This is a genomic window from Vibrio sp. LB10LO1 (assembly GCF_010092875.1).
Lineage (GTDB): Bacteria > Pseudomonadota > Gammaproteobacteria > Enterobacterales > Vibrionaceae > Vibrio > Vibrio campbellii.
Genome location: NZ_JAADJW010000001.1, coordinates 245603 through 265717, shown reverse-complemented (window position 1 = coordinate 265717; position 20115 = coordinate 245603). Strand labels below are relative to the sequence as shown.

The 20115-nt window shown below is 44.1% G+C and carries 16 protein-coding genes; all 16 read left to right on the top strand.

All coding sequences use genetic code 11. From position 1 onward, the window contains the following. Positions 1-5 precede the first annotated feature (5 nt). The 16 genes from tssM (at position 6) to GXP65_RS01055 (ending at position 20111) form a co-directional block, all read left to right on the top strand. Positions 6-3524, top strand: coding sequence for a type VI secretion system membrane subunit TssM (gene tssM / locus GXP65_RS01130; protein WP_162091774.1), 3519 nt, complete (start codon positions 6-8; stop codon positions 3522-3524). Further along, positions 3506-4201, top strand: a complete 696-nt coding sequence (gene tagF / locus GXP65_RS01125; protein ID WP_162091773.1) for a type VI secretion system-associated protein TagF — start codon at positions 3506-3508, stop codon at positions 4199-4201. Before tssM ends, tagF begins: the two co-directional genes overlap by 19 nt. A 10-nt stretch (positions 4202-4211) precedes the next feature. Next, positions 4212-5006, top strand: coding sequence for a protein phosphatase 2C domain-containing protein (locus tag GXP65_RS01120; RefSeq protein WP_162091772.1), 795 nt, complete (start codon positions 4212-4214; stop codon positions 5004-5006). Next, complete coding sequence (gene tssA / locus GXP65_RS01115) at positions 4999-6138, top strand: type VI secretion system protein TssA (protein ID WP_162091771.1); 1140 nt, start codon at positions 4999-5001, stop codon at positions 6136-6138. Before GXP65_RS01120 ends, tssA begins: the two co-directional genes overlap by 8 nt. A 15-nt stretch (positions 6139-6153) precedes the next feature. Further along, the gene (gene tssB / locus GXP65_RS01110; protein WP_005426987.1) at positions 6154-6684 is read left to right on the top strand and encodes a type VI secretion system contractile sheath small subunit; all 531 of its coding nucleotides are present in this window, start codon (positions 6154-6156) and stop codon (positions 6682-6684) included. Continuing rightward, positions 6684-8177 carry a type VI secretion system contractile sheath large subunit gene (gene tssC / locus GXP65_RS01105; protein ID WP_162091770.1) on the top strand — a complete coding sequence of 498 codons (1494 nt, stop codon included), beginning with the start codon at positions 6684-6686 and terminating at the stop codon, positions 8175-8177. Before tssB ends, tssC (GXP65_RS01105) begins: the two co-directional genes overlap by 1 nt. Positions 8178-8258: 81 nt before the next feature. Then, complete coding sequence (tssC, locus tag GXP65_RS01100; protein WP_162091769.1) at positions 8259-9770, top strand: type VI secretion system contractile sheath large subunit; 1512 nt, start codon at positions 8259-8261, stop codon at positions 9768-9770. A 9-nt stretch (positions 9771-9779) separates the two neighbouring features. Beyond that, positions 9780-10577 (top strand): type VI secretion system accessory protein TagJ, encoded by a 798-nt coding sequence (locus GXP65_RS01095; RefSeq protein WP_162091768.1) that lies wholly within the window; start codon positions 9780-9782, stop codon positions 10575-10577. Between the two features lie 8 nt (positions 10578-10585). Further along, positions 10586-11050 carry a type VI secretion system baseplate subunit TssE gene (gene tssE, locus GXP65_RS01090; protein WP_005426975.1) on the top strand — a complete coding sequence of 155 codons (465 nt, stop codon included), beginning with the start codon at positions 10586-10588 and terminating at the stop codon, positions 11048-11050. Next, positions 11047-12870, top strand: a complete 1824-nt coding sequence (gene tssF, locus GXP65_RS01085) for a type VI secretion system baseplate subunit TssF (RefSeq protein ID WP_162091767.1) — start codon at positions 11047-11049, stop codon at positions 12868-12870. Before tssE ends, tssF begins: the two co-directional genes overlap by 4 nt. After that, complete coding sequence (gene tssG, locus GXP65_RS01080; protein WP_162091766.1) at positions 12867-13829, top strand: type VI secretion system baseplate subunit TssG; 963 nt, start codon at positions 12867-12869, stop codon at positions 13827-13829. The genes tssF and tssG overlap by 4 nt, the downstream gene beginning before the upstream one ends. A gap of 10 nt (positions 13830-13839) precedes the next feature. After that, entirely contained in the window at positions 13840-16404 is a 2565-nt protein-coding gene (gene tssH / locus GXP65_RS01075; protein ID WP_162091765.1) for a type VI secretion system ATPase TssH, read from the top strand. 207 nt (positions 16405-16611) lie between these two features. Further along, a complete protein-coding gene (locus tag GXP65_RS01070; RefSeq protein ID WP_005426862.1) occupies positions 16612-17091 on the top strand; it encodes a type VI secretion system tube protein Hcp in 480 nt (159 codons plus the stop codon). A 50-nt stretch (positions 17092-17141) separates the two neighbouring features. Next, positions 17142-18977: a type VI secretion system tip protein TssI/VgrG gene (tssI, locus tag GXP65_RS01065; RefSeq protein WP_162091764.1), complete on the top strand. Its 1836-nt coding sequence runs from the start codon at positions 17142-17144 to the stop codon at positions 18975-18977. 12 nt (positions 18978-18989) lie between these two features. Further along, a complete protein-coding gene (locus GXP65_RS01060; RefSeq protein ID WP_032802378.1) occupies positions 18990-19280 on the top strand; it encodes a PAAR domain-containing protein in 291 nt (96 codons plus the stop codon). Continuing rightward, positions 19281-20111 (top strand): NAD/NADP transhydrogenase beta subunit, encoded by an 831-nt coding sequence (locus tag GXP65_RS01055; RefSeq protein WP_162091763.1) that lies wholly within the window; start codon positions 19281-19283, stop codon positions 20109-20111. The last annotated feature ends 4 nt before the right edge of the window (positions 20112-20115 follow it).

Genomic DNA, 20115 nt, shown 5'->3' with positions numbered 1-20115 from the left:
GATAAATGAGTATCCGAGAAGTAGGCAAAATCTTTACTCAACGCTGGTTTATCGGCTTAGTTGGTGTCGCAGCTTGTTCAATCTTTATATGGGCTGTTGGGCCCCTAATTACCGTCGCAGGTTATGAACCGTTAAAGACGGATTTTCAACGTCTCGTCAGTATTTTAGTGTTGGTTTTTGTTTGGGGGATCTTCAATCTTACGAAACAACACAAGCAAAAAGTTAAAGAAGACGAGAGTATTCAGACTTTGTTAGAAGTTGACTCTCAATCGGATAAAGAAGCCGCCTCTGAAATCAATGTCTTGCAAGATAGGATTGAAAAGGCAATTAAAGTCGTGACTAAAACGCATAAAGGAAAACGCAGCCTTTATGAATTGCCTTGGTACGTTTTGATTGGTCCTCCTGGTACGGGTAAAACAACGGTTCTCAAGCAGTCTGGCTTGGAATTTCCTTTGGCTGAGTCAATGGGTACAGATTCGGTCGCTGGGGTTGGTGGCACTCGACATTGCGATTGGTGGTTCGCGAACAAAGCGGTGTTAATAGATACTGCAGGGCGCTACACCACGCAAGACAGTCAGGAAAAGGTCGACTCAAAGGCTTGGCATGGGTTCCTTGGACTACTTAAAAAATACCGAAATCAGAGACCAATCAATGGCGCTATCGTGACGGTGAGTTTGGCCAGCATAATGTCGCAAACTCGCACTGAGCGCAGCTTGCACGCAAGAGCAATTAAGGCTCGTCTGCAAGAGTTGAAAAATCAATTAGGCATGCAATTTCCAATCTACGTACTGCTTACTAAGATGGATCTCGTCGCGGGCTTCAATGAGTTTTTTGCTGACTTGAGTAAAGAAGAGCGAGACGATCTCTTTGGTTTTATGTTCCCTCAAGATTGCGAGGATGAGAAAGGCGTTATTTCTCTCTTTAATAAAGAGTTTCATCACCTATTAGAACGTCTTGATGCTCGAATGTTGAGGATCCTTGAAACTGAAGATGATCTTGATAAGCGTGCGCTTATCTTCGAGTTTCCGAAACAGCTGCGTGTACTACAGGCAAACTTAGATGAGTTTCTAACCGATATTTTTGCTCAAAACAGCTTTGAAGAACCGACTCTCATCCGTGGTGTGTTTATGGTGAGTTCGGTTCAAGAAGGGATCCCTGTTAGCCGTTTAATGAATGAATCCACAAGTGGGTTGGGACTTGGCAAGCTTGGGCTATCAATGAACAGTCGAAGTTCTGATAGTTACTTTGTCAAAAACCTATTTGATCGAGTGATTTTCAAAGAGCAATTGCTTGGTACGGTGAATCGTCATTATCAAAAACAGTCTAGTTGGCTTCATCGAGGCGTTTATATCGGATGTGCAGCAGCACTCGCAGGTGCCACGGGCGTTTGGTTCACCAGTTACCAGTGGAACGTGAACCTTATTAATCAAACCAATAAGCAGACTGACCATATCAACGCAATGATAGGCGCGGATAGCTTGGACTTTGATTCAGATATTATCAGTGCAATAGAAACGCTTGATCGCATCATGATGTTACCGCTCGGTAAACAAAGTGATTATGAAGACGAAACGGCGATCAAAAAGTTTGGCCTGTATCAAGGGGATAAGGTCTCTCAAGCGGCGAACAATGCTTATACCTCTGCGTTAAATAAGCACTTTGCCCCAATGGTGCTCCAGAGTCTTGTCTCTGAAATGGAAGGAAACCAAGAGCATCGTCAATATCTATACGAAACACTCAAAACTTATTTGATGCTGTTTAACCCAAATAAATATCAGCAAGAGGAAGTTCTGAGTTGGTTTGGTTTCTACTATGAACGTCATTACCCAGGTGTACTTAATGAGGTGCTAAGAGAACGCTTAATGACGCACACTCGAAACTTGCTGGACAGCAATGAGCGAGGGCTTTCTTACGACGAATCATCGGTAGCGAAGGCTAGAGAAGTCTTAACACAAATGTCTTTGCCGGAGCGTGCTTACCAACGTATGAAGCTGCAGTTTGCGAAAAGCCATGTGCCTTCATTTCGGTTGACTGACGTTCTGGGACCTAAGGGTTTAGAGCAATTCGAACGAAACAGTGGTAAGCCACTATCGCAAGGTATTTCCGGTTTTTACACTTACAACGGATTCCATAGCATTTTTCAAATTCAAATTAACCGCACGGTAAAAAGTTTGATGGAGGAAAATTGGGTCTATGGGGACGATTTAAAAGCGCATGAAATTGACCATGCAAGCGCTATTCGAGGTGTACAAGAGCGCTATTACCAAGATTATATCAATGAGTGGAAAAACCTGATTGAAGACATCCAGCTTAAACAGGCGCCAAGTTTAGAGTTGGCTTCCGCTCAGGCGAGGGTGCTATCTGGTGTTGAAAGGCCAATTGAATCACTACTGCGTGCGATTCAAAAAGAAGTGGGCTTAACGAAAGTGGTTTTGTCAGAAAACCAAAAAGCCGCCTCTGAGGTTGCGGGAAATGTAGCAAAGGTGAAGTTTTCAAATACGGCTGACAAGCTCGATCTGTATTTACCTGAGGAAAATGCATTTAACGTAGCCTTGCCCGGGAAAGAAGTGGAGCAACACTTTACTGAAATTCTACGTTTGGATGAGCAAGATTTTGACGACATTCAGCAAGCAATGGTTAATCTGCGTTCTTACTTGTCTGATCTATCAAGCTCAGGGAACAATCAAAAGATTGCTTACAAGAGTATTCTGGATGGAACGGTTACCCAAGATGTAGCAGCTTCTTTTGAGCGGGCGCGAGAGTTGCTACCAAAGCCATTTAATCAATGGTTAGGTGAGTTGTCTCAAGAGTCAGTGAAATTTGCTGAGAGTGGTTCTAAAGATCACCTAAATCAACTTTGGCAAACGCAAGTAGTAAAACCTTATCGTCGTTCTATCGCGGGACGTTATCCTTTTGTTTCAAATGCGGCCAAGGAAGTGCGACTTAAAGATTTTAAACGTTTCTTCGGCTATGGCGGAACGATGGACTCTTTCTTTAAAGAGTATCTCGAACCATTTGTGGACACCTCCTCTAGACGCTGGAAACTTGAGAAAGAAATCGGTGTGAGACCAGAAACATTAGCGGTGTTTCAACAAGCAAAGCGCATTAGACAAACCTTCTTTGAATCTGATAACTCGCTGAGAGTCGAGTTTGGAATGAAACCAGTCTATCTAGACCAACATATCACTCGCTTTGTATTGGAGTTAGGTGAACAAGACCTCGTTTATAAACATGGTCCAGCACGTGCTAAATCGTTGAGTTGGCCAGCAGGTCAAGATCAAACTCGAATCGTATTTACGCCGCCGGAATCAAAGCGAGAAATTGCTCATACATATGAAGGTGAATGGGGCATCTTTAGATTGCTAGACCAATCGCTTAAAGCGCGTCCGGAGTCACGAAAAGACAACATCGTGATGATTGATCTCAATGGTAATAAAGTTCAGCTGGAGCTGATCCCTTCGAGCACGGTAAACCCATTCTGGTCAAATGAAATGGAGAGGTTCCAATGTCCACAAACGCTTTAACTTCTTCTTGGGGATACATAGGGAAAATGCCGGCTAAAGGGGATTTCGTTAAAGACGGTTTGTCCCAAGAATTTACTGGTCGTTGGCACGACTGGCAGCAAGCAGTCATTGCCGTTAGCCGTGAGCAACTGGGGGAAAATTGGAGCGAGTATTTTTTGACAGCTCCTATCTGGCATTTTGCGCTTGATGTTTCTTACATGGAAGACGCCACTTATATCGGCAGTGTCATTCCGAGCGTGGATTCGTCAGGTCGTTATTTCTTTTTTACGGTGGCGCGCGCAGTACAGGGACCTGCGGTGAACTACTGGCAACAGAGTGACTGGACACAGCATAGCCACAACCTTGCAGTTGCCGTATTGAGTGATGAATTTGTTTTCGATGCATGGGCACAAGGGCTGACAGACTCTGACAACCTACCAACCGAAGAAGCGAGCGTAAGCCAAGTTCCAACGATGGTTTATGAAAGTGAACTGTCCGTCATTTATCAGCGTTCGTCGCAGCTATCAGTGAACAGCCTCTTGAATCGAATGATTGGTAAGGACTACAAAACGCCTTGCTTTTGGTGGACAGACGGTTCGGACAACATCGAACCGTGCATGTTGGTGACATCTGGCTTGCCCTCGATAGGACAATACTCCGCAATGCTAGACGGCAATTGGCAAAAGTGGAACTGGTAGGAAGCGAAGAATGAATTGGAATTACTTTACTTTTGCTAAGACGCATCCAGGCAAAGTGCGACCTTATAACGAAGATGCCTTGCTTGAGATGTCTGAAGCTGGGCTTTGGGTTGTAGCGGATGGAATGGGTGGACACAGTGCGGGGGATATTGCGAGTCAGATGTTAGTGGATCGTATTGCTCGTCATATCAAAGACCATAAAACGACGAACATCGATGAACTAAGAACGGTTGTCCAGCAAGCAAACAAAGAGATTTTTGATTACGCACAAGCCCACTTAGAGGGCAAAACCATGGGAACGACTCTTGTCTTATTGTTTATGCAAGATGGCTACTTCCACTGTTTATGGGTAGGAGACAGCCGCATCTATCAACTCAGAGAAGGTCGCTTCTCCCAAAAAACTAGAGATCACAGTCAAGTCATGGATTTGGTTGAGCAAGGTCTATTGGCTTTTGAGGATGCAGAGTCACATCCACTGGCTAATGTCATTACACGAGCGATTGGTGTGGACGAAATAGTCACGATAGACCAAGTATCAGGCCAGCTTGCAGACGGAGACCAATTTCTTTTGTGCAGTGATGGATTATCAAAAGAACTCACCAACGATGAGATGCACAAGACACTTTATGCAGACTCGGTGAATCAGGCGGGCTTAGCTTTGATGCATTCTGCATTAGTGAGAGGTGCGAGTGACAATGTCACGTGTGCTTTGATCAAAGCTTGCTGTGAGAGAAGCGAGCTAGACGGACGAACGCAAGAGGATGCCACTATCCCAGTATTCTTGAGGAGCAAGGCGAATGGTTGATTCAAAAAGTGTATCTGACTCTAGCAGGGTATTCGATTGGTTGGCTCCGGTTCTATTGCCAGTATCAGAAGAGAGCCCAACAGGTGTAGATCCGCGCGAAGACGTGTCACCTCAATCAGCATACTACCGTTTAAAAGACAGTCGAATGGCGGCACGCAATGCTGAGCGCAATGCGATTATCGAAGAAGAGAGCATATTAACGCACACTAACTTGTGGCGTGTCTTTATTGACGAGGTTCCGGATATTCTTTCTCGCCAATCAAAAGACTTAGAATTTGTTGCATGGTTAATTGAAGCCCTCACGCGTCTTTATGGATTTCGTGGCATGGGAGTTGGCTATGAAATTGCCTCAAACTTCATCGACAATTTTTGGGAGCAACTGTATCCAATGCCTGATGAAGACGGGATGGAGACGCGTATCTCTTCCATTATTGGCCTAAATGGCATCGATAGTGAAGGAACGTTGATTTTTCCTTTAGCATCCATTCCCCTTACTGACATGGGGGTAGAGCAACCGTACGCCTTTTGGGAGTATCAGCAAGCGATTGAGTTGGAGAGACTTGATGAAGACAAGCGCCGCTACAAGGTTGAGCAGGGTGCTGTTGAAATGTCCAAGATTAACGACACGGTGAAATCTACATCTGATGAGTTCTATCGTGAACTTATCTCTGACCTTGAGTTTGCGATGGCTGCGTTTAGCCAATTTAGTCAAAAGCTTGATGATGCGGTTGGAGACGTTACACCGAGCTCATACATCTCCAAGAAACTAGATTCAATACATTCGGCATTAAAGCATCTGTTGGGCGTTCGTTTTCAAGCTCCATCTGAGGTGACTGAAGTTATCCAGCTCGAACCGACTGAGGATGAGGAAGCACCAACGGTACAGAACCAAAACGGCGCTTTATTGATGACAAACATGCAATCGCGTGAACAGGCGATTGAGCAGTTACAAAAGGTGGCAGACTTCTTTAGAGAAAGTGAGCCTCATTCACCAGTTTCTTACTCCATCGAACAAATCATTCGTTGGTGTGGAATGCCTCTGCCGGAATTACTGGCGGAATTGATCTCCGACGGAGATGCAAAGAGAAGCTATTTCCGTTTAGTTGGCATAGCAGAACAAAATGAAAATTAAGAAAGGGAGAACGGTATGACGAGTATCCACTCGAAACTGTCACGAGTAAGGAAGCCTCGTGTTCACATTACCTATGATGTTGAAACTGAAGGAACAACGCTGAAAAAAGAGCTTCCTTTTGTTGTTGGTGTAATGGGCGATTTCGCAGGACAAAATACGGAAGCGCTGAAGCCACTCAAAGACCGTCGCTTTATTCAGATCGACAGGGATAACTTCGATGACGTTCTTAAGAAAATGAACCCGTCAGTGAAGTTTAAGGTAGCCAACAAACTCGCGAAAGATGACTCTCAGTTTGAAGTTGATCTGAGCTTCAAGTCGATGCAGGACTTCGAGCCAGCAGCGATCGTTAATCAAGTTGACCCACTACGCCAGTTAATGGAAACACGCAATAAGTTACGCGACCTAATGACCAAGGTGGATCGCTCAGAAGAGTTGGAAAATATCCTTGAAGATGTCTTAAACAACACGGATAACTTAACCAAGCTAGCAGGCGAGCTGAAACTTGGTGACGCTCACCCGACGGACAATCCAGAGGGAGTGAAGTGATGACAACGCAAATTGAAAAGCAGCTTGATCCTACGGTTGGTGAGCAGACTTCCTCTTTCCTAGAGCAAGCGATTGGCGCAACAAAGCAAACAGAAGCTTCACGTGCTGAAGAGCTGATTAAGACGTTAACTGAGGAAGCAATGAAAGGCACGGTCTCATGGAATAAAAACCTAACCGTGACTTTCCGTGAAGCGATCAACTTACTCGATCGTCAGATTTCTGAACAGCTGTCCGAAGTCATGCACCATCCAGAACTGCAAAAACTTGAAGGATCTTGGCGTGGTTTGAACTACTTAGTCATGAACTCAGATACCAGTTCGACACTGAAAATTCGCATGATCAGCATTACGAAGAAAGAGCTTCATAAAGATTTGAGTAAAGCGGTTGAGTTTGACCAAAGCCAGATATTCAAAAAAGTTTATGAGTCGGAATTCGGCAGTGCCGGTGGTGAGCCATATGGTGCACTGATTGGTGATTATGAATTTACTAACCACCCAGAAGACATTGAATCACTTCGTTTAATGTCGAATGTGGCCGCGTCAGGTTTCTCTCCATTCTTATCTGCGGCTTCACCTGCATTGTTTGGTTTTGATGAGTGGACAGAGCTTTCTAAACCTCGCGATTTGGACAAAGTTTTCGAATCACTGGAATATGCTCAATGGCGTTCTTTCCGTGAAAGCGCAGATTCTCGTTTTGTAAGCTTGACCATGCCAAAAGTATTGGCGCGTTTGCCTTATGGACAAGCAACTTCGCCGGTAGAAGAGTTTGGCTTTGAAGAATTTGACGTTGACTCAGTGTCGGGTATTGCAACGAATGCTGAACATAATGATTATTGTTGGATGAACTCTTCTTATGTGCTGGGCGCTAAGCTTACCGATGCATTCTCGAAATATGGCTTCTGCACCGCTATTCGTGGCGCAGAAGGTGGTGGCCGAGTAGATAACCTACCGACGCACTTCTTCATGAGCGATGACGGCGACCCAGATATGAAATGCCCGACAGAAATTGGCATTACGGACCGACGTGAAGCGGAACTAGGTAAACTTGGTTTCCTTCCTTTATGCCACTATAAGAATACCAACTACGCGGTTTTCTTTGGTGCACAGACCTGCCAAAAACCAGCCAATCACGATTCTCCTGATGCGACTGCGAATGCGGCCATTTCAGCACGCTTACCTTACATGATGGCAACGTCACGTTTTGCTCATTACTTGAAGGTCATGGCGCGCGATAAGATTGGTAGCTTTATGGAAGCTGAAGACGTGGAGTCGTGGCTAAACCGCTGGATCTTAAGCTACGTGAATGCCTCAGAAGGTGGTGGTCAAGAAATCCGTGCGAAATACCCACTTGCCGATGCTCGTGTTCAGGTGAAAGAAATTCCAGGTGCGCCAGGCTCCTACAATGCTGTGGCATGGTTGAAGCCTTGGCTGCAAATGGAAGAGTTGACCACGTCATTGCGCTTGGTCGCAAAGATCCCTCAATCGGGTGGCTAAATAATAGGTGGTTGGCCATTGGGTCAACCACTCCTTCCACGCTTAGGGGTAGAGATTGAGTATTAAAAGTGACGATTTGGAATGGCTAACGATATGACATTAAATTTCTTAGACCCAAGTGAACTGAAACACGAGTTCAGTCCACTTGGGTGTGCGGAACTTGATAGTCACTGGGTTACCCAGTTTGTTGAGTCAGTAGATTCAATACATTCGGCAAAAATTTGGCTAGAGGGAACAAAAAGTTCAACTGTTGATGACTTTCGATATAGCGTGTTGATGGCCATCGATCAGATTGACCAAATATTGGAAGAGCAATTGAATGAGATTATTCATCATCAAGCATTTCAAGCATTGGAAAAATCATGGTTAGGTGTTCGCTATCTGTGCGAGCAAACTGCCAGCCAATCCAGTGAGCCTGTGAAGATAAAAGTTCTTTCGGCAACATGGGATGAGGTCAGCAAGGATGCACTGAAAGCCATCGAGTTTGATCAATCTGCGCTGTTTAAATTGTTGTATCAGAATGAATATGGCATGCCGGGTGGTGAGCCTTTTGGGGTGGTGATCGGTGACTACGAACTAAGACATGACCCAGCGAAAAATCACTTTGATCGAGATTTAACGGTGTTAAGAAAGGTTACGCAAACTGCGGCAGCGGCATTCAGTCCATTCATTCTGTCTGCACAGCCAAGTGTGTTTGGTGTTAATCGATTTTCAGAGCTGTCATCGACCACAGATATTGGCGCTCAGTTTGAACAAGTTGAGTACATAAAATGGCAAAAGTTACGAGAATCGGAAGATGCGAAATTCATCGGTATTGCTGCACCAAACGTGTTGTTTCGCTTGCCTTATACCAGAGACGGTTCTCGTACAGAAGGGTTTGATTTCGAAGAGGCTATCAATGATTCTGAGCGCGAATTACTGTGGGGAAGTGCCGCGTTTTGTTTCGCTGCGATTGCGATTCGAACGTATCAAGAACATGGCTGGTTTACTCACATGAGGGGTGTTAAGCAAGGCGATTACACACAAGGAACAATTTTAGCGCCCACGCGAAGTTCAGTGCATTTCACTAGCAAAAATACCCGCGATAGAAGTCCTTTGAACTTAAAAGTTTCAGAGCGCAAAGAAAAAGAAATATCGGATTGTGGATTTATCACCATGTCACCGGTTGCAGAAACCTACATGGTGGGGATGACATCCAGCGTGTCCATTTATAAGCCAAGACAGTTCGAAGAGCAGCATATCACTATGAACGCCAAGCTGACCTCGATGCTGCAATACACGCTTTGTGTTTCACGAATCGCCCATTACATAAAGGTCATGGGACGAGACAAAATCGGTGTTTATCAAGATGCAGATTCAATCCAACGAGACTTCCAAAAGTGGCTTCATCAATACACAACAGCCTCTGACGAAGCTTCGGATGAACTGAGGGCAAAGTACCCTTTAAATGAGGCAAACATCAGCGTTAAAGAAAAACGTGATTCCCCCGGACACTATTATTCGGTGGTTCATTTACGGCCTCATTTTCAACTCGACCAGATGGTATCGGCGGTCAAACTTATTACGGAATTATCACCAGAACAAGTGGTGTAAGGGAAGATAATGAAAACATGGAAAAATGCGCTTTCTGAGGGCAGCTTACAACAGGCTATAACACTGATTATCGAAGACATTAAAGCTTCACCAAAAGATGCAGGGTTACGCAGTTCTTTTATTGAACTGTTGTGTATTGACGGTGATTTTGAACGTGCTGACGATCAGCTCATACAGTCGATAAAATTGTTCCCTGAATATTTATCTGGTGCGAGTCAGTTACGCCATATGGTGAAAGCGGCACAAGCGCGAAAAGACTTTACAGGTGGGGCTGCCACTGCACAGTTTATTGAATTTGATCAGCAGGCCAACGAGCTTGTTGTAGACCTTAATTTAGCCATCAAAAATGAAGAGTTTGACCATGGCTATGAACTCGCTCAGTCACTGGAAAATATGCGAGAGCAAAAGCGTTTCCTACAAGGAACGCGAGAGTTTGAGGATGTGAGAGATATTGACGATCGTTTATCCGGATACATCGAACTTTTCTCGACGGCAGGTAACTACTTTCTTGTGCCGATCAAAAACATTAAGCAGCTAGACATAAAACAAGCGAGCTCGATGCTTGAACACGTCTGGCGACCTGTTGAGTTTGACATTGAAGGCTTGGGTGAAGGTGAGGGGCATATGCCTCTGACTTACATTGATTCCATTACCGACGCGCAAAAACTTGGCCGAGAAACAGATTGGAGACAATTAGGTGAAAGTGAACTGTTTGTCGGCCTAGGTCAAAAATGTTGGCTTGTCGGTGATAAAGCACTACCTATCTTTGAGCTGAACACCTTGTCAGAAAGCAAGGCATTGGCATAGAGGTTTTTATGCCATTGGTCGCTTCTTTACTCGACAAGCTGATCGATAACGATCCACATCTTAGAGAAGACAAGGACTTTCCGTTGGGTCAGCAAGCATTGGTCGACAATCTTCTAAGAGACTTGGAGTCCATGCTGAACAGCCGTATCGGTTGGACGGAAATTTCGGATGATCTCAGAGAAGTAAAGTCCTCAATTTTAAATTATGGATTACCTGACTTTTCGTCTATGCCATACAGCAGCAAGCAGGGGCAAGATCAACTGTGTGAAATCGTTCGTGATGCGATTTTAGAGTTTGAGCCTCGCCTAGAAAGCCCGAACGTTAGCATTCTAGATGAAAAGAGCGCAGTAGACAGAACCTTGAGACTAAAGATCAGCGCGACTTGTCTGATTGGCAATAACACACACGAAGTGACATTTAACTCAGAAGTAGAACCCGTGAGTTTAGGCATGAAGTTGAGCAGAATGAAATGAGTGACGAGTTTCTTAAGTATTACAACCGAGAGTTAGCTTACTTACGCCATAAAGGGCAAGAGTTTGGCGAGCAGTACCCCAAAATTGCTTCTCGATTGGGGATCAGTGAAGAGCAAGTCGATGACCCTCATGTGGAGAGGCTTCTTGAAGGCTGCGCTTTCATGACAGCTCGCATACGTCAAAGTCTCGATAACAGTTATCCGCAGTTTACGGAATCTTTGATGGGGCAATTGCATCCGGATTTTCATGCGCCAATCCCTTCAATGTCGATCATTAAAATGAAATGTAATGAGTCGACCTCTGCTCCCTTTGATGTCTCTAAGGGGGAAAAGGTGATGGTTGGCGCGCCGGGTTACAAAGAATGTGAATTCAGAACGTGTTATGAGACAAGAATGTATCCCTTCGATATATCGGCAGGAACCTTTGAAAATGCCCCGATACAGCCGATTGGTTCTCCGTGGGAGCGTTCGTCTAAATCTGTACTTAAGGTAAAGATCAATGCTAATGATGGTGAGTCTGCATTAAGTGAGATGGGCGTCGAGACGCTCAGATTCTACCTCAATGGCCAAGCACAGCTTACTCAGCGGTTATATCAGCTATTGTTCCAAAGCCTAATCGGGATCTCTGTCTCTGTGAATGGTTGTGAGCACGCTTCGTACACTCCTCGTCACCGCCAAGCTGCCGGTTTTATCGATAGTCAACAAGTCGTGCCCTACAGCAAGCGAAGCTTTTCTTCTTCGAGGATGTTGGTGGAATATTTACATTTCCCCGAGAAGTTTATGTTCTTTGATGTCGTTGACTTAAATCTCGAAAAGTTTGGTATTAACGAGGAGTTGGAGCTCTACTTCTACTTTGACTGCAATGATGACTGGCTCCCAAAACAAGTTGACAAAGACAGTGTGTTATTAGGTTGTGTTCCCATCATCAATCTTTTCAAAACAACAATGGAGCCAAAGCGACTAGAGCCAGCCGAGTACGAGTACCAACTGTCTCCACAGTACCAAGAAGCAGAGAGCAACGAAGTGGTGTCTATTTCGAATGTCACGCTTAGGAATTGGAATAAAACATACGAGAACTTGCCCAGTTATTTTGCCGGTGAACACACTCATTACATGAACAAAAGCGAGATTTTTTGGGTCATGAGGCGAGAGGATAAGAATTGGGCAGGTGGGTTCGATGAGCCGGGCCGAGAAAGCTACATTTCATTCGTGGATAAAAAGCACCGATTATTTGCTCCTGAAAGTCGTGAAAACTGGCTGATGTACGTACAGGCGGAATGTTGTAATCGAAACTTACCGCAGAAACTGCCTTTTGGTGGCGGCCTGCCAGAGGTCTCGCTACCGAGTGTCAATGACAATTTTGCTGAGCTTCGATGCCTTGTTTCTTTGTCAGAAACGGTGAGGCCGGAAATGGATGAGAGCACGCGTTGGCAACTAACCAAACTGCTTACCCTGACTCATTTTACCGATGAGGACGGACTCTCTACGCTCAAGCAATTACTCAACTTGTATGCGTTTACAGGTACAGCGGAAACGAAATCGCTGATCGATGCTCTCGTAAATTTCGAGTATCAGCAAACAACGGGAAGGGTCAACGAAAAAGGTAAAGTTGGATTTGCTCATGGTGTAAAGCTCATATTGACCGTCTCTGATCAAATGATATCTAAAGAGCAAGTCTTCCTTTTAGGTTGCGTCTTGTCGGTGTACTTCTCTCAGTTTGCGGAAGTAAACATTTTTACGCAGTTAGAAGTAAAACTGAAATCGACAGGCCAGTTATTTCATCGGTGGCCAGCACTGATCGGAAACAAAGCTTTGTTATGAAACCAGAAGAATTCTTAATTCAGCTGAAAAAGCGACCGTTGTTCGAAGCGATTCACTTAATCGAGCAAGCGTTGCTTCGTTCGCAAGCTCAACTAGGCTCGGATGAGTTACCCAAGAAGGAGAAGCTTGAGTTAAAAGTAAACGCCTCATTGGGTTATGAGAATGCACAACTGGTTAATGCGACCCTATCTGAGCATAAAGTTTTCCTTGAAACGAACTTGCTTGGCTTAACGGGTGAGCAAGGTGTTTTACCAAGCTACTACAGTGAATTGGCCATCGGTCGTGAAAAGGCTGGTGATGGTGCAATGGTCGATTTCTATAACATTTTCAATCATCGCTTGTTGTCACTGTACTACCGAAGTTGGCAGCTAAGTCAATTTGCGGTGCAAGCACGTGAGCACAATAAGGGCAATCGAGCACCTCTATTGAGCAGTCTTGAAGCGGTAACTGGGCACGAAAAGCACCTGAACAATTACTATGCAGGATTGTTTGCGCAGAAAGGTCGCGGTAAAGGTGCGCTAAAAGACTTAATTGAGCACCTCACAGACTGTGAAGCTAAATTACACGAGCTTCAGGGGCAGTGGATGAGTGTATCGCAAAATGAGCAAACTAAGCTAGCTGGAGGATCATCGCCTGAAGGGCAGTTTGCTCAATTAGGGCGAGGAGCTTCTATCGGTGCCAAGGCATGGAATATCAATGCAGGAATTACGATTGAGCTGTTTCCGACGAACACATTGCAGGTTGAGCAATTACTGCCAAATAAATCCAAATTAACAACCATAAAGTCAGTTGTGCAGGACTATGTTGGTAAGCATAAGCGCATTAATTGGAAGCTCACGACACGTCATAAACATTTACCTCAAGTTCGTCTTGTTAAAGGTTCTGGTCAATTAGGAATAGGAACCGTTTTGGCAAAACATAAACGAACCAAAGATCGAAAAATAACAATTACCATTTAAGGGAATCAAAATGGCTTTACTCTCACTTTCAGCGTTGGTCGAAAGGTTATCACCTGTTGCACGAGAAACACTTGAGCAAGCAGCCGCTATGGCCAGTTCGCGTACTCACCATAGTATTGAAATGACGCATTGGTTACTCACCATTGTCCAAAATCCCAATCAAATCTATGCTGAAGTTTTCGATAAATTTAATGTCGACGCGCAGGTAGTTGAATCACAGCTACTATCTCAATTAGAAAAGTATAAAACAGGTTGTGAGTCAGTTCCGGGACTTTCAGCGCATACAGTTTCTGTGATGCAAAACGCCATGATGGTCTCGACGATTGAGTTTCAAGCAACGGATCTTGATTGTATCCATCTGCTAAGTGCTTATTTGTCAGATGAAAGCTTGGCGAACGTGATGAACCAAGTCAGCACAGAGCTAGACAAAGTAGAGGCAAGTGCACTCCTTGGATTTTCAGAGAGGAGTTCACCACATCAAGCTGGCGTTACTGGAACTAAAGGGTCGCACGCGGCGTTGGATCAGTTCACCGTGGATCTCACTGAACAAGCAAAGGCAGGGAAGATTGATCCAGTAGTTGGACGAGAGAATGAAATCCGTCTAATGATTGATATTTTGCTTAGAAGGCGTCAAAACAACCCAATACTGACGGGGGAAGCTGGGGTCGGTAAAACAGCGGTTGTCGAAGGACTGGCTCAAAAGATCGTCGACGGAGATGTCCCTCCAGCGCTAGAAGGCGTTTCAATTAAGTCTCTTGATATGGCTCTGCTTCAAGCAGGAGCGGGCATGAAAGGCGAATTCGAAAATCGGTTAAAAAACGTAATTAAAGAGGTTAACGAGTCTTCCACGCCAATCATCCTTTTCATTGATGAAGCGCATGGTTTGATTGGTGGTGGCGGGCAAGCCGGTCAAGGAGACGCTGCAAACATTCTCAAACCCGCTCTGGCAAGAGGTGAGCTGCGAACGATAGCAGCAACGACCTGGGCGGAATACAAAAAATACTTTGAGAAAGACGCAGCCCTGACAAGACGGTTTCAAGTTGTCAAAGTGGAAGAGCCAACGCCAGTGGTTGCCGTAAACATGTTACGTGGACTATTGAGTGTTATGGCAGAACACCATGGTGTTTACATCACCAGTGATGCTTTAGAAGCCGCTGTACAGCTCTCCTCGCGTTACATAAATGGAAGGCAGTTGCCAGACAAAGCCGTGTCCGTTTTAGATACCGCATGTTCCCGCGTGGCCTTGAGCCAAAATGCCATTCCGGGGTTGCTCGATAGCAAAAAGAAGTCTGTTCAACTTAAACAAGCAGAGTTAAAGCAGCTTGAGAAAGAGTTTCAATTTGGCTCGGAGAATTCTGAATCAGTCCAGCGCATAAGACAAGATATTGATGAGTTATCTACTCAGGTCTCTGACTTGGAGTTGCAATGGAACAAAGAACAAACGTGGGTTGAACAAGCGATAGCGTTACGCGAAAAAATTGCTCTAGAACCATTAAGTGAAGATAAGAAAAAATTAATGGAAATCGAAAGCGACTTAAACGCGAGTGCGCAGCCTTTAGTGTATTCCCATGTTAGTGAGGCTTTGATTGCTGAAGTGATATCAGACTGGACAGGGATTCCACTAGGCAAACTGCAAGATGATGAAATAAAAGCAGTTCTAAATCTAAAAGAGAGCTTAATTGAGAGGGTTGTTGGTCAAGACCACGCGCTAGAAATCATGTCTGAGGTGATCAAAACGGCGAGTGCGCAATTGACTGATGAATCCAAGCCAAACGGAGTGTTTTTATTAACTGGTCCAAGTGGTGTGGGTAAAACGGAATCTGCGTTAGCGATTGCGGAAAAAGTGTATGGTAGCGAGGACAACGTTACGACAATCAACATGTCGGAGTTCAAAGAAGAACACAAGGTCTCATTGTTGTTAGGTTCTCCTCCTGGTTACGTGGGTTATGGTGAAGGTGGTGTATTAACCGAAGCCGTGAGACGTAAGCCATACAGTGTAATACTGTTGGATGAAATGGAAAAAGCACACCCAGGAGTTCAGGACATTTTCTACCAAGTCTTTGATAAAGGAGTAATTAAGGACGGGGAAGGCAGAGATATCGATTTCAAAAATACGATTATCATCATGACAGCGAATACAGGGACAGATACCACCATGTCACTGTTCGATGACCCAGAACTTGCTCCTGATCCAAGTACACTAAAAGAAGCACTACACGATGACTTACTAAACGACTTTAAGCCCGCCTTTTTGGGAAGAGTGAATGTCCTTCCGTATGTGCCTTTGGATAAGGAAGTACTTGCCCAAATTACACGCCTCAAGCTGAAAAAAGTGTCAGACAGGATCGAAAAACACTATTCGGCTGAACTTCATTTCAGTGACGACCTTGTAACCGACATTGTTGATAGCAGTAACGAGTCTGGGAGCGGGGCAAGAGTCGTGCAAACAACCATTGAAAATACGCTATTACCGAAAGTTTCTCATGAAATATTGAACGCTATTCTTAATGGTAAGACATTTGAAATAATTAATGTCGAAGGTTCTGTTAATTCATTGAGTGTCTCACTTATTTAACAGTTTTTCTAAAGTAAAAATTATTTGAGAGTCGCTTCATAATAAACATTTTTTATCAGAAATAGAGCTTAATTAAATTCTTAATTAAAGATATAAAAGAGCGTATTTAAAATAAAGTTTTTGATACATCAATCATTAATTATCAAAATAGAATAGATAATTAAAACATTAAGTAATATGTCATTAATAATGCTATAGGAGATTAGCATGCAGTCTAACACGTATCTTAAATATGCAGATATTAAAGGTGAAGCAACTGCTGAGCAGTACAAGGATCTAATTACACTACTATCTGTAGATTGGAGTGTTGGTCGTGAAATTTCATCATTCACTGGTACTGCTATGGACCGTGAAGCAAGTGCAACACGTCTATACGACCTGACAATCACTAAGCTTCAAGACCGCGCGTCACCGGATCTATTTAAAGAAGCGACCATTGGTAAAGGCAAACCAGCTGTATTCCACATCACCAAGCAAGGTGAGAAAGTGGAAGAAATCATGAAAATCGAGCTTACAGATGCAATGATTTCAAACTACTCAGTGTCAATTCAAGATGACCGCCCAATTGAAACTATCACTATTTCATACACTGAAATGATGATGACAGTGACACCAACTGACGATAAGAACAACACATCTGCACCATTAGTATATGGCTACAGCGGTGTGAAAGGTCAACAAATGTAATTGAATTGCGGGAAGTCAACGCTTCCCGCTATTTTATAAAGAAGTATCTAATGAAAAAAGCGACACAGAAAAATAACTTTATTCGTATTTCTACACCATTTGGTACAGATGCCATTATTCTAAATTCATTTGAATATAAGGAAAAAGTATCAGATCTTTTTTCATTACATGCACAAGCTTATTTCAACGGGCAACACGAAGAGCTCAATAATATTATTGGGCAAGAGGTTGTTATCGCTATGGACAACGATCCAAGTGTTAGCTTTCAACCCCGTTACTTTCATGGTGTCGTCTCACGAGCTAAGTTAACAGGATCTCGGGTGACCACTGCTCATCAAGGTGAAAACTATCGAAATATCGATTTACTTATTGAGCCTAAAGTTCGCTTTGCCGATTATCGAGTCCACTCCCGTATTTTTCAAAACAAAGACATTAAAGAAATTGTGTCGGAAGTATTATCTGATCATGACGTAAGCTTTAGCCTAAAGCTTACCAAGTCGTACTCTAAATATACTTATAAAGTTCAATATGAAGAATCTGATCTGGCATTTGTTGAACGACTTCTGTCTGAAGAAGGGATTGCTTACTGCTTCTCACATACAAATTCAGCACACATACTGGAATTGTTTGATGATCTTAACTTTTACATACCTGGTTCAGAGTTTCTTGTCGAACATACGACGGGAACAGGTCAAGCAAGCCACATTTACTCTTGGAATGAAACGCAAATACTGACGACAAAAGCCGCACACAAGTCCGGCTTTAATATGCTCAAGCCTTTATCACCGCCACAGAATCTAACTAGTGGATCTGCACAACTGTTTTCGGTGCCAAATAGTGAGCACTACGAATACTTAGCTGAAGCAGAAACTGACGATGAGTTTGTGTTGCGAAATACACACGCGATCGAATCACTTCAGCAAGACGTTTATCAATGCAGTGGTGAATCGAGTTGCAGAACATTTGCTGTCGGCAAACTTTTTAAATTTAAAAAGCATGAGGATAAGACTCGAGTAGGAAAAGAGTATGTGCTTTCTTCTGTCGCACTTTCTGCTGCGGTATTTAACCAAACGGGGCAGGGCGGTACATCGTCACAAGGTGTGAGGGTTTCGTTTCATTGCGTTGACTCAAACACTATCCTGCGCCCAAAAATGCAGAGGTTTAAACCACAGATTAAAGGTCTGCAAACCGCAATTGTGACAGGAAACAAAGATGGCGAAATCTACGTCGATAAATTTGGCCGTATCAAAGTGCAGTTCCACTGGGATCGTGAAGGTAAATATGATGCGAACAGTTCATGTTGGATTCGAGTCGCTCAAGCCAGTGCCGGCAATGGCTGGGGGAGTGTATTCCATCCAAGAGTCGGACAAGAAGTTATCGTCGATTTTGTAAATGGAGACCCAGATCAGCCAATCGTAACTGGGGCTCTTTATAACGGTACCCAGCTAACACCTTATCAATTACCTGCTCAAGCTTCCCAAAGCGGCTATAAGTCCCGTTCAGTACAAAAAGGTAGCGATAAGTTCAACGAGCTACGTTTTGAAGACAAACCCGGCGAAGAACATGTGTATTTGCATGCTGAGAAACTCTTTCAAATGGTGGTGGAAGACAATGCCGATATTGCTGTAGAGAACAATAAAAGTGAAAGGATTACCAATGATTTCATGCTAGAGGTTGGTAATAACGCGAGTCAGAAAGTAGGCAAGAACCAAGGGATTGATATCGGTGAAGCACTTGTCGTTAAAGCGGGTAAGAGCATTGAAATAAAGGTAGGAGGGGCGTCCATACAAATGTCGAGCTCTGGGGAGATCAATATTAAAGGTAACAAGATCTCTATTAATGGTTCAGCCATAGCACTTAAAGCTGGTCAAATTTCTCTTAACTAAAGGTGAGCAGATATGGGTAAACCAGCGGCAGTATTGGGGAGTCATCATGTGTGCCCTAAAAAGACAAATAAAGTCTCTCATGTGGGCGGGCCCGTCGTAGTTGGTTCTCCAAACGTCAAGATTTCTGGCATTCCAGCTGCGCGTCAGGGAGATAAGCTGTCTTGTGTGGGGCCACCTGACACTATTTCATCTGGGTCTTCGAGCGTCAAAATCAACGGAAAGCCCGCAGCTAGGCTGGGAGATTCAACTGCGCATGGCGGTAAAATTGTTGCCGGTAACTCAGCAATATTAATTGGTGGGTAAATGGCGCTATTGTTTCAATCCCAACTTTGTATGCTGGGCGATCAAACGTTTTCTGTAGAGCAATTGGCAAACAATACGCTAAGGCCATCAGAAAAAAACGAACTGATTCCACAAACCAGGGAAAGCTCAGTCCTACCTGCCTATGACAGATTAGCTCACTATTCGAAAGCGCTGTCTGAATGCGGCATCGAAGGACAAGTTTATCTTCTGTTACCAAAGCTATCTGACAAGGTTGAGCTTCAACGTATTACAACGCTGCTTCTTTCGGTGTTTCAACGAGTAGAACCACAACATTTGGCGTTATATCCGTATGGGAACGCGTCTTTTCTGATGGCTCTGAGTCGCATCCAACGAGCAGTAAAACAAACTAAACCATTATGGATTGTCGCTTTACATGTCGCAGGGGCTAGAGAGGAGCATGACTCATTAGTTGTTGCGCGTTGCTTCGTGCAAGAGCACGGACTTATCTTCAATAAGATCGCAATTGATCTTCAACTCGATAGTAATAACACCGCGGTTTCCAATGTCGTTAAGCAACTGGGAAAGTCGTGTGTAGAGCAGCTGGATGAATTGATGTTGTCAGCCGAAGGCAATGAGCCTGTGTGGTTGGATTCAATTCAATTCCTTTCTCCTTGGGTTAATAGAGACACCTCCTATCGGCTAATAGGTACTACGACTGGCCCTTTGGGGGCGAGTGGAGGGGTATTGAAGGCGATCTGTGCTTGCCTGCAGTCGAAAGAAACACACGATAAAAATTATTCAGGTATTCAGCTTGATATTGAGCGCGGTGGGTATGCTGTCGGCGCTACTTACCGCTGGGGTAGTGAGTAACTTA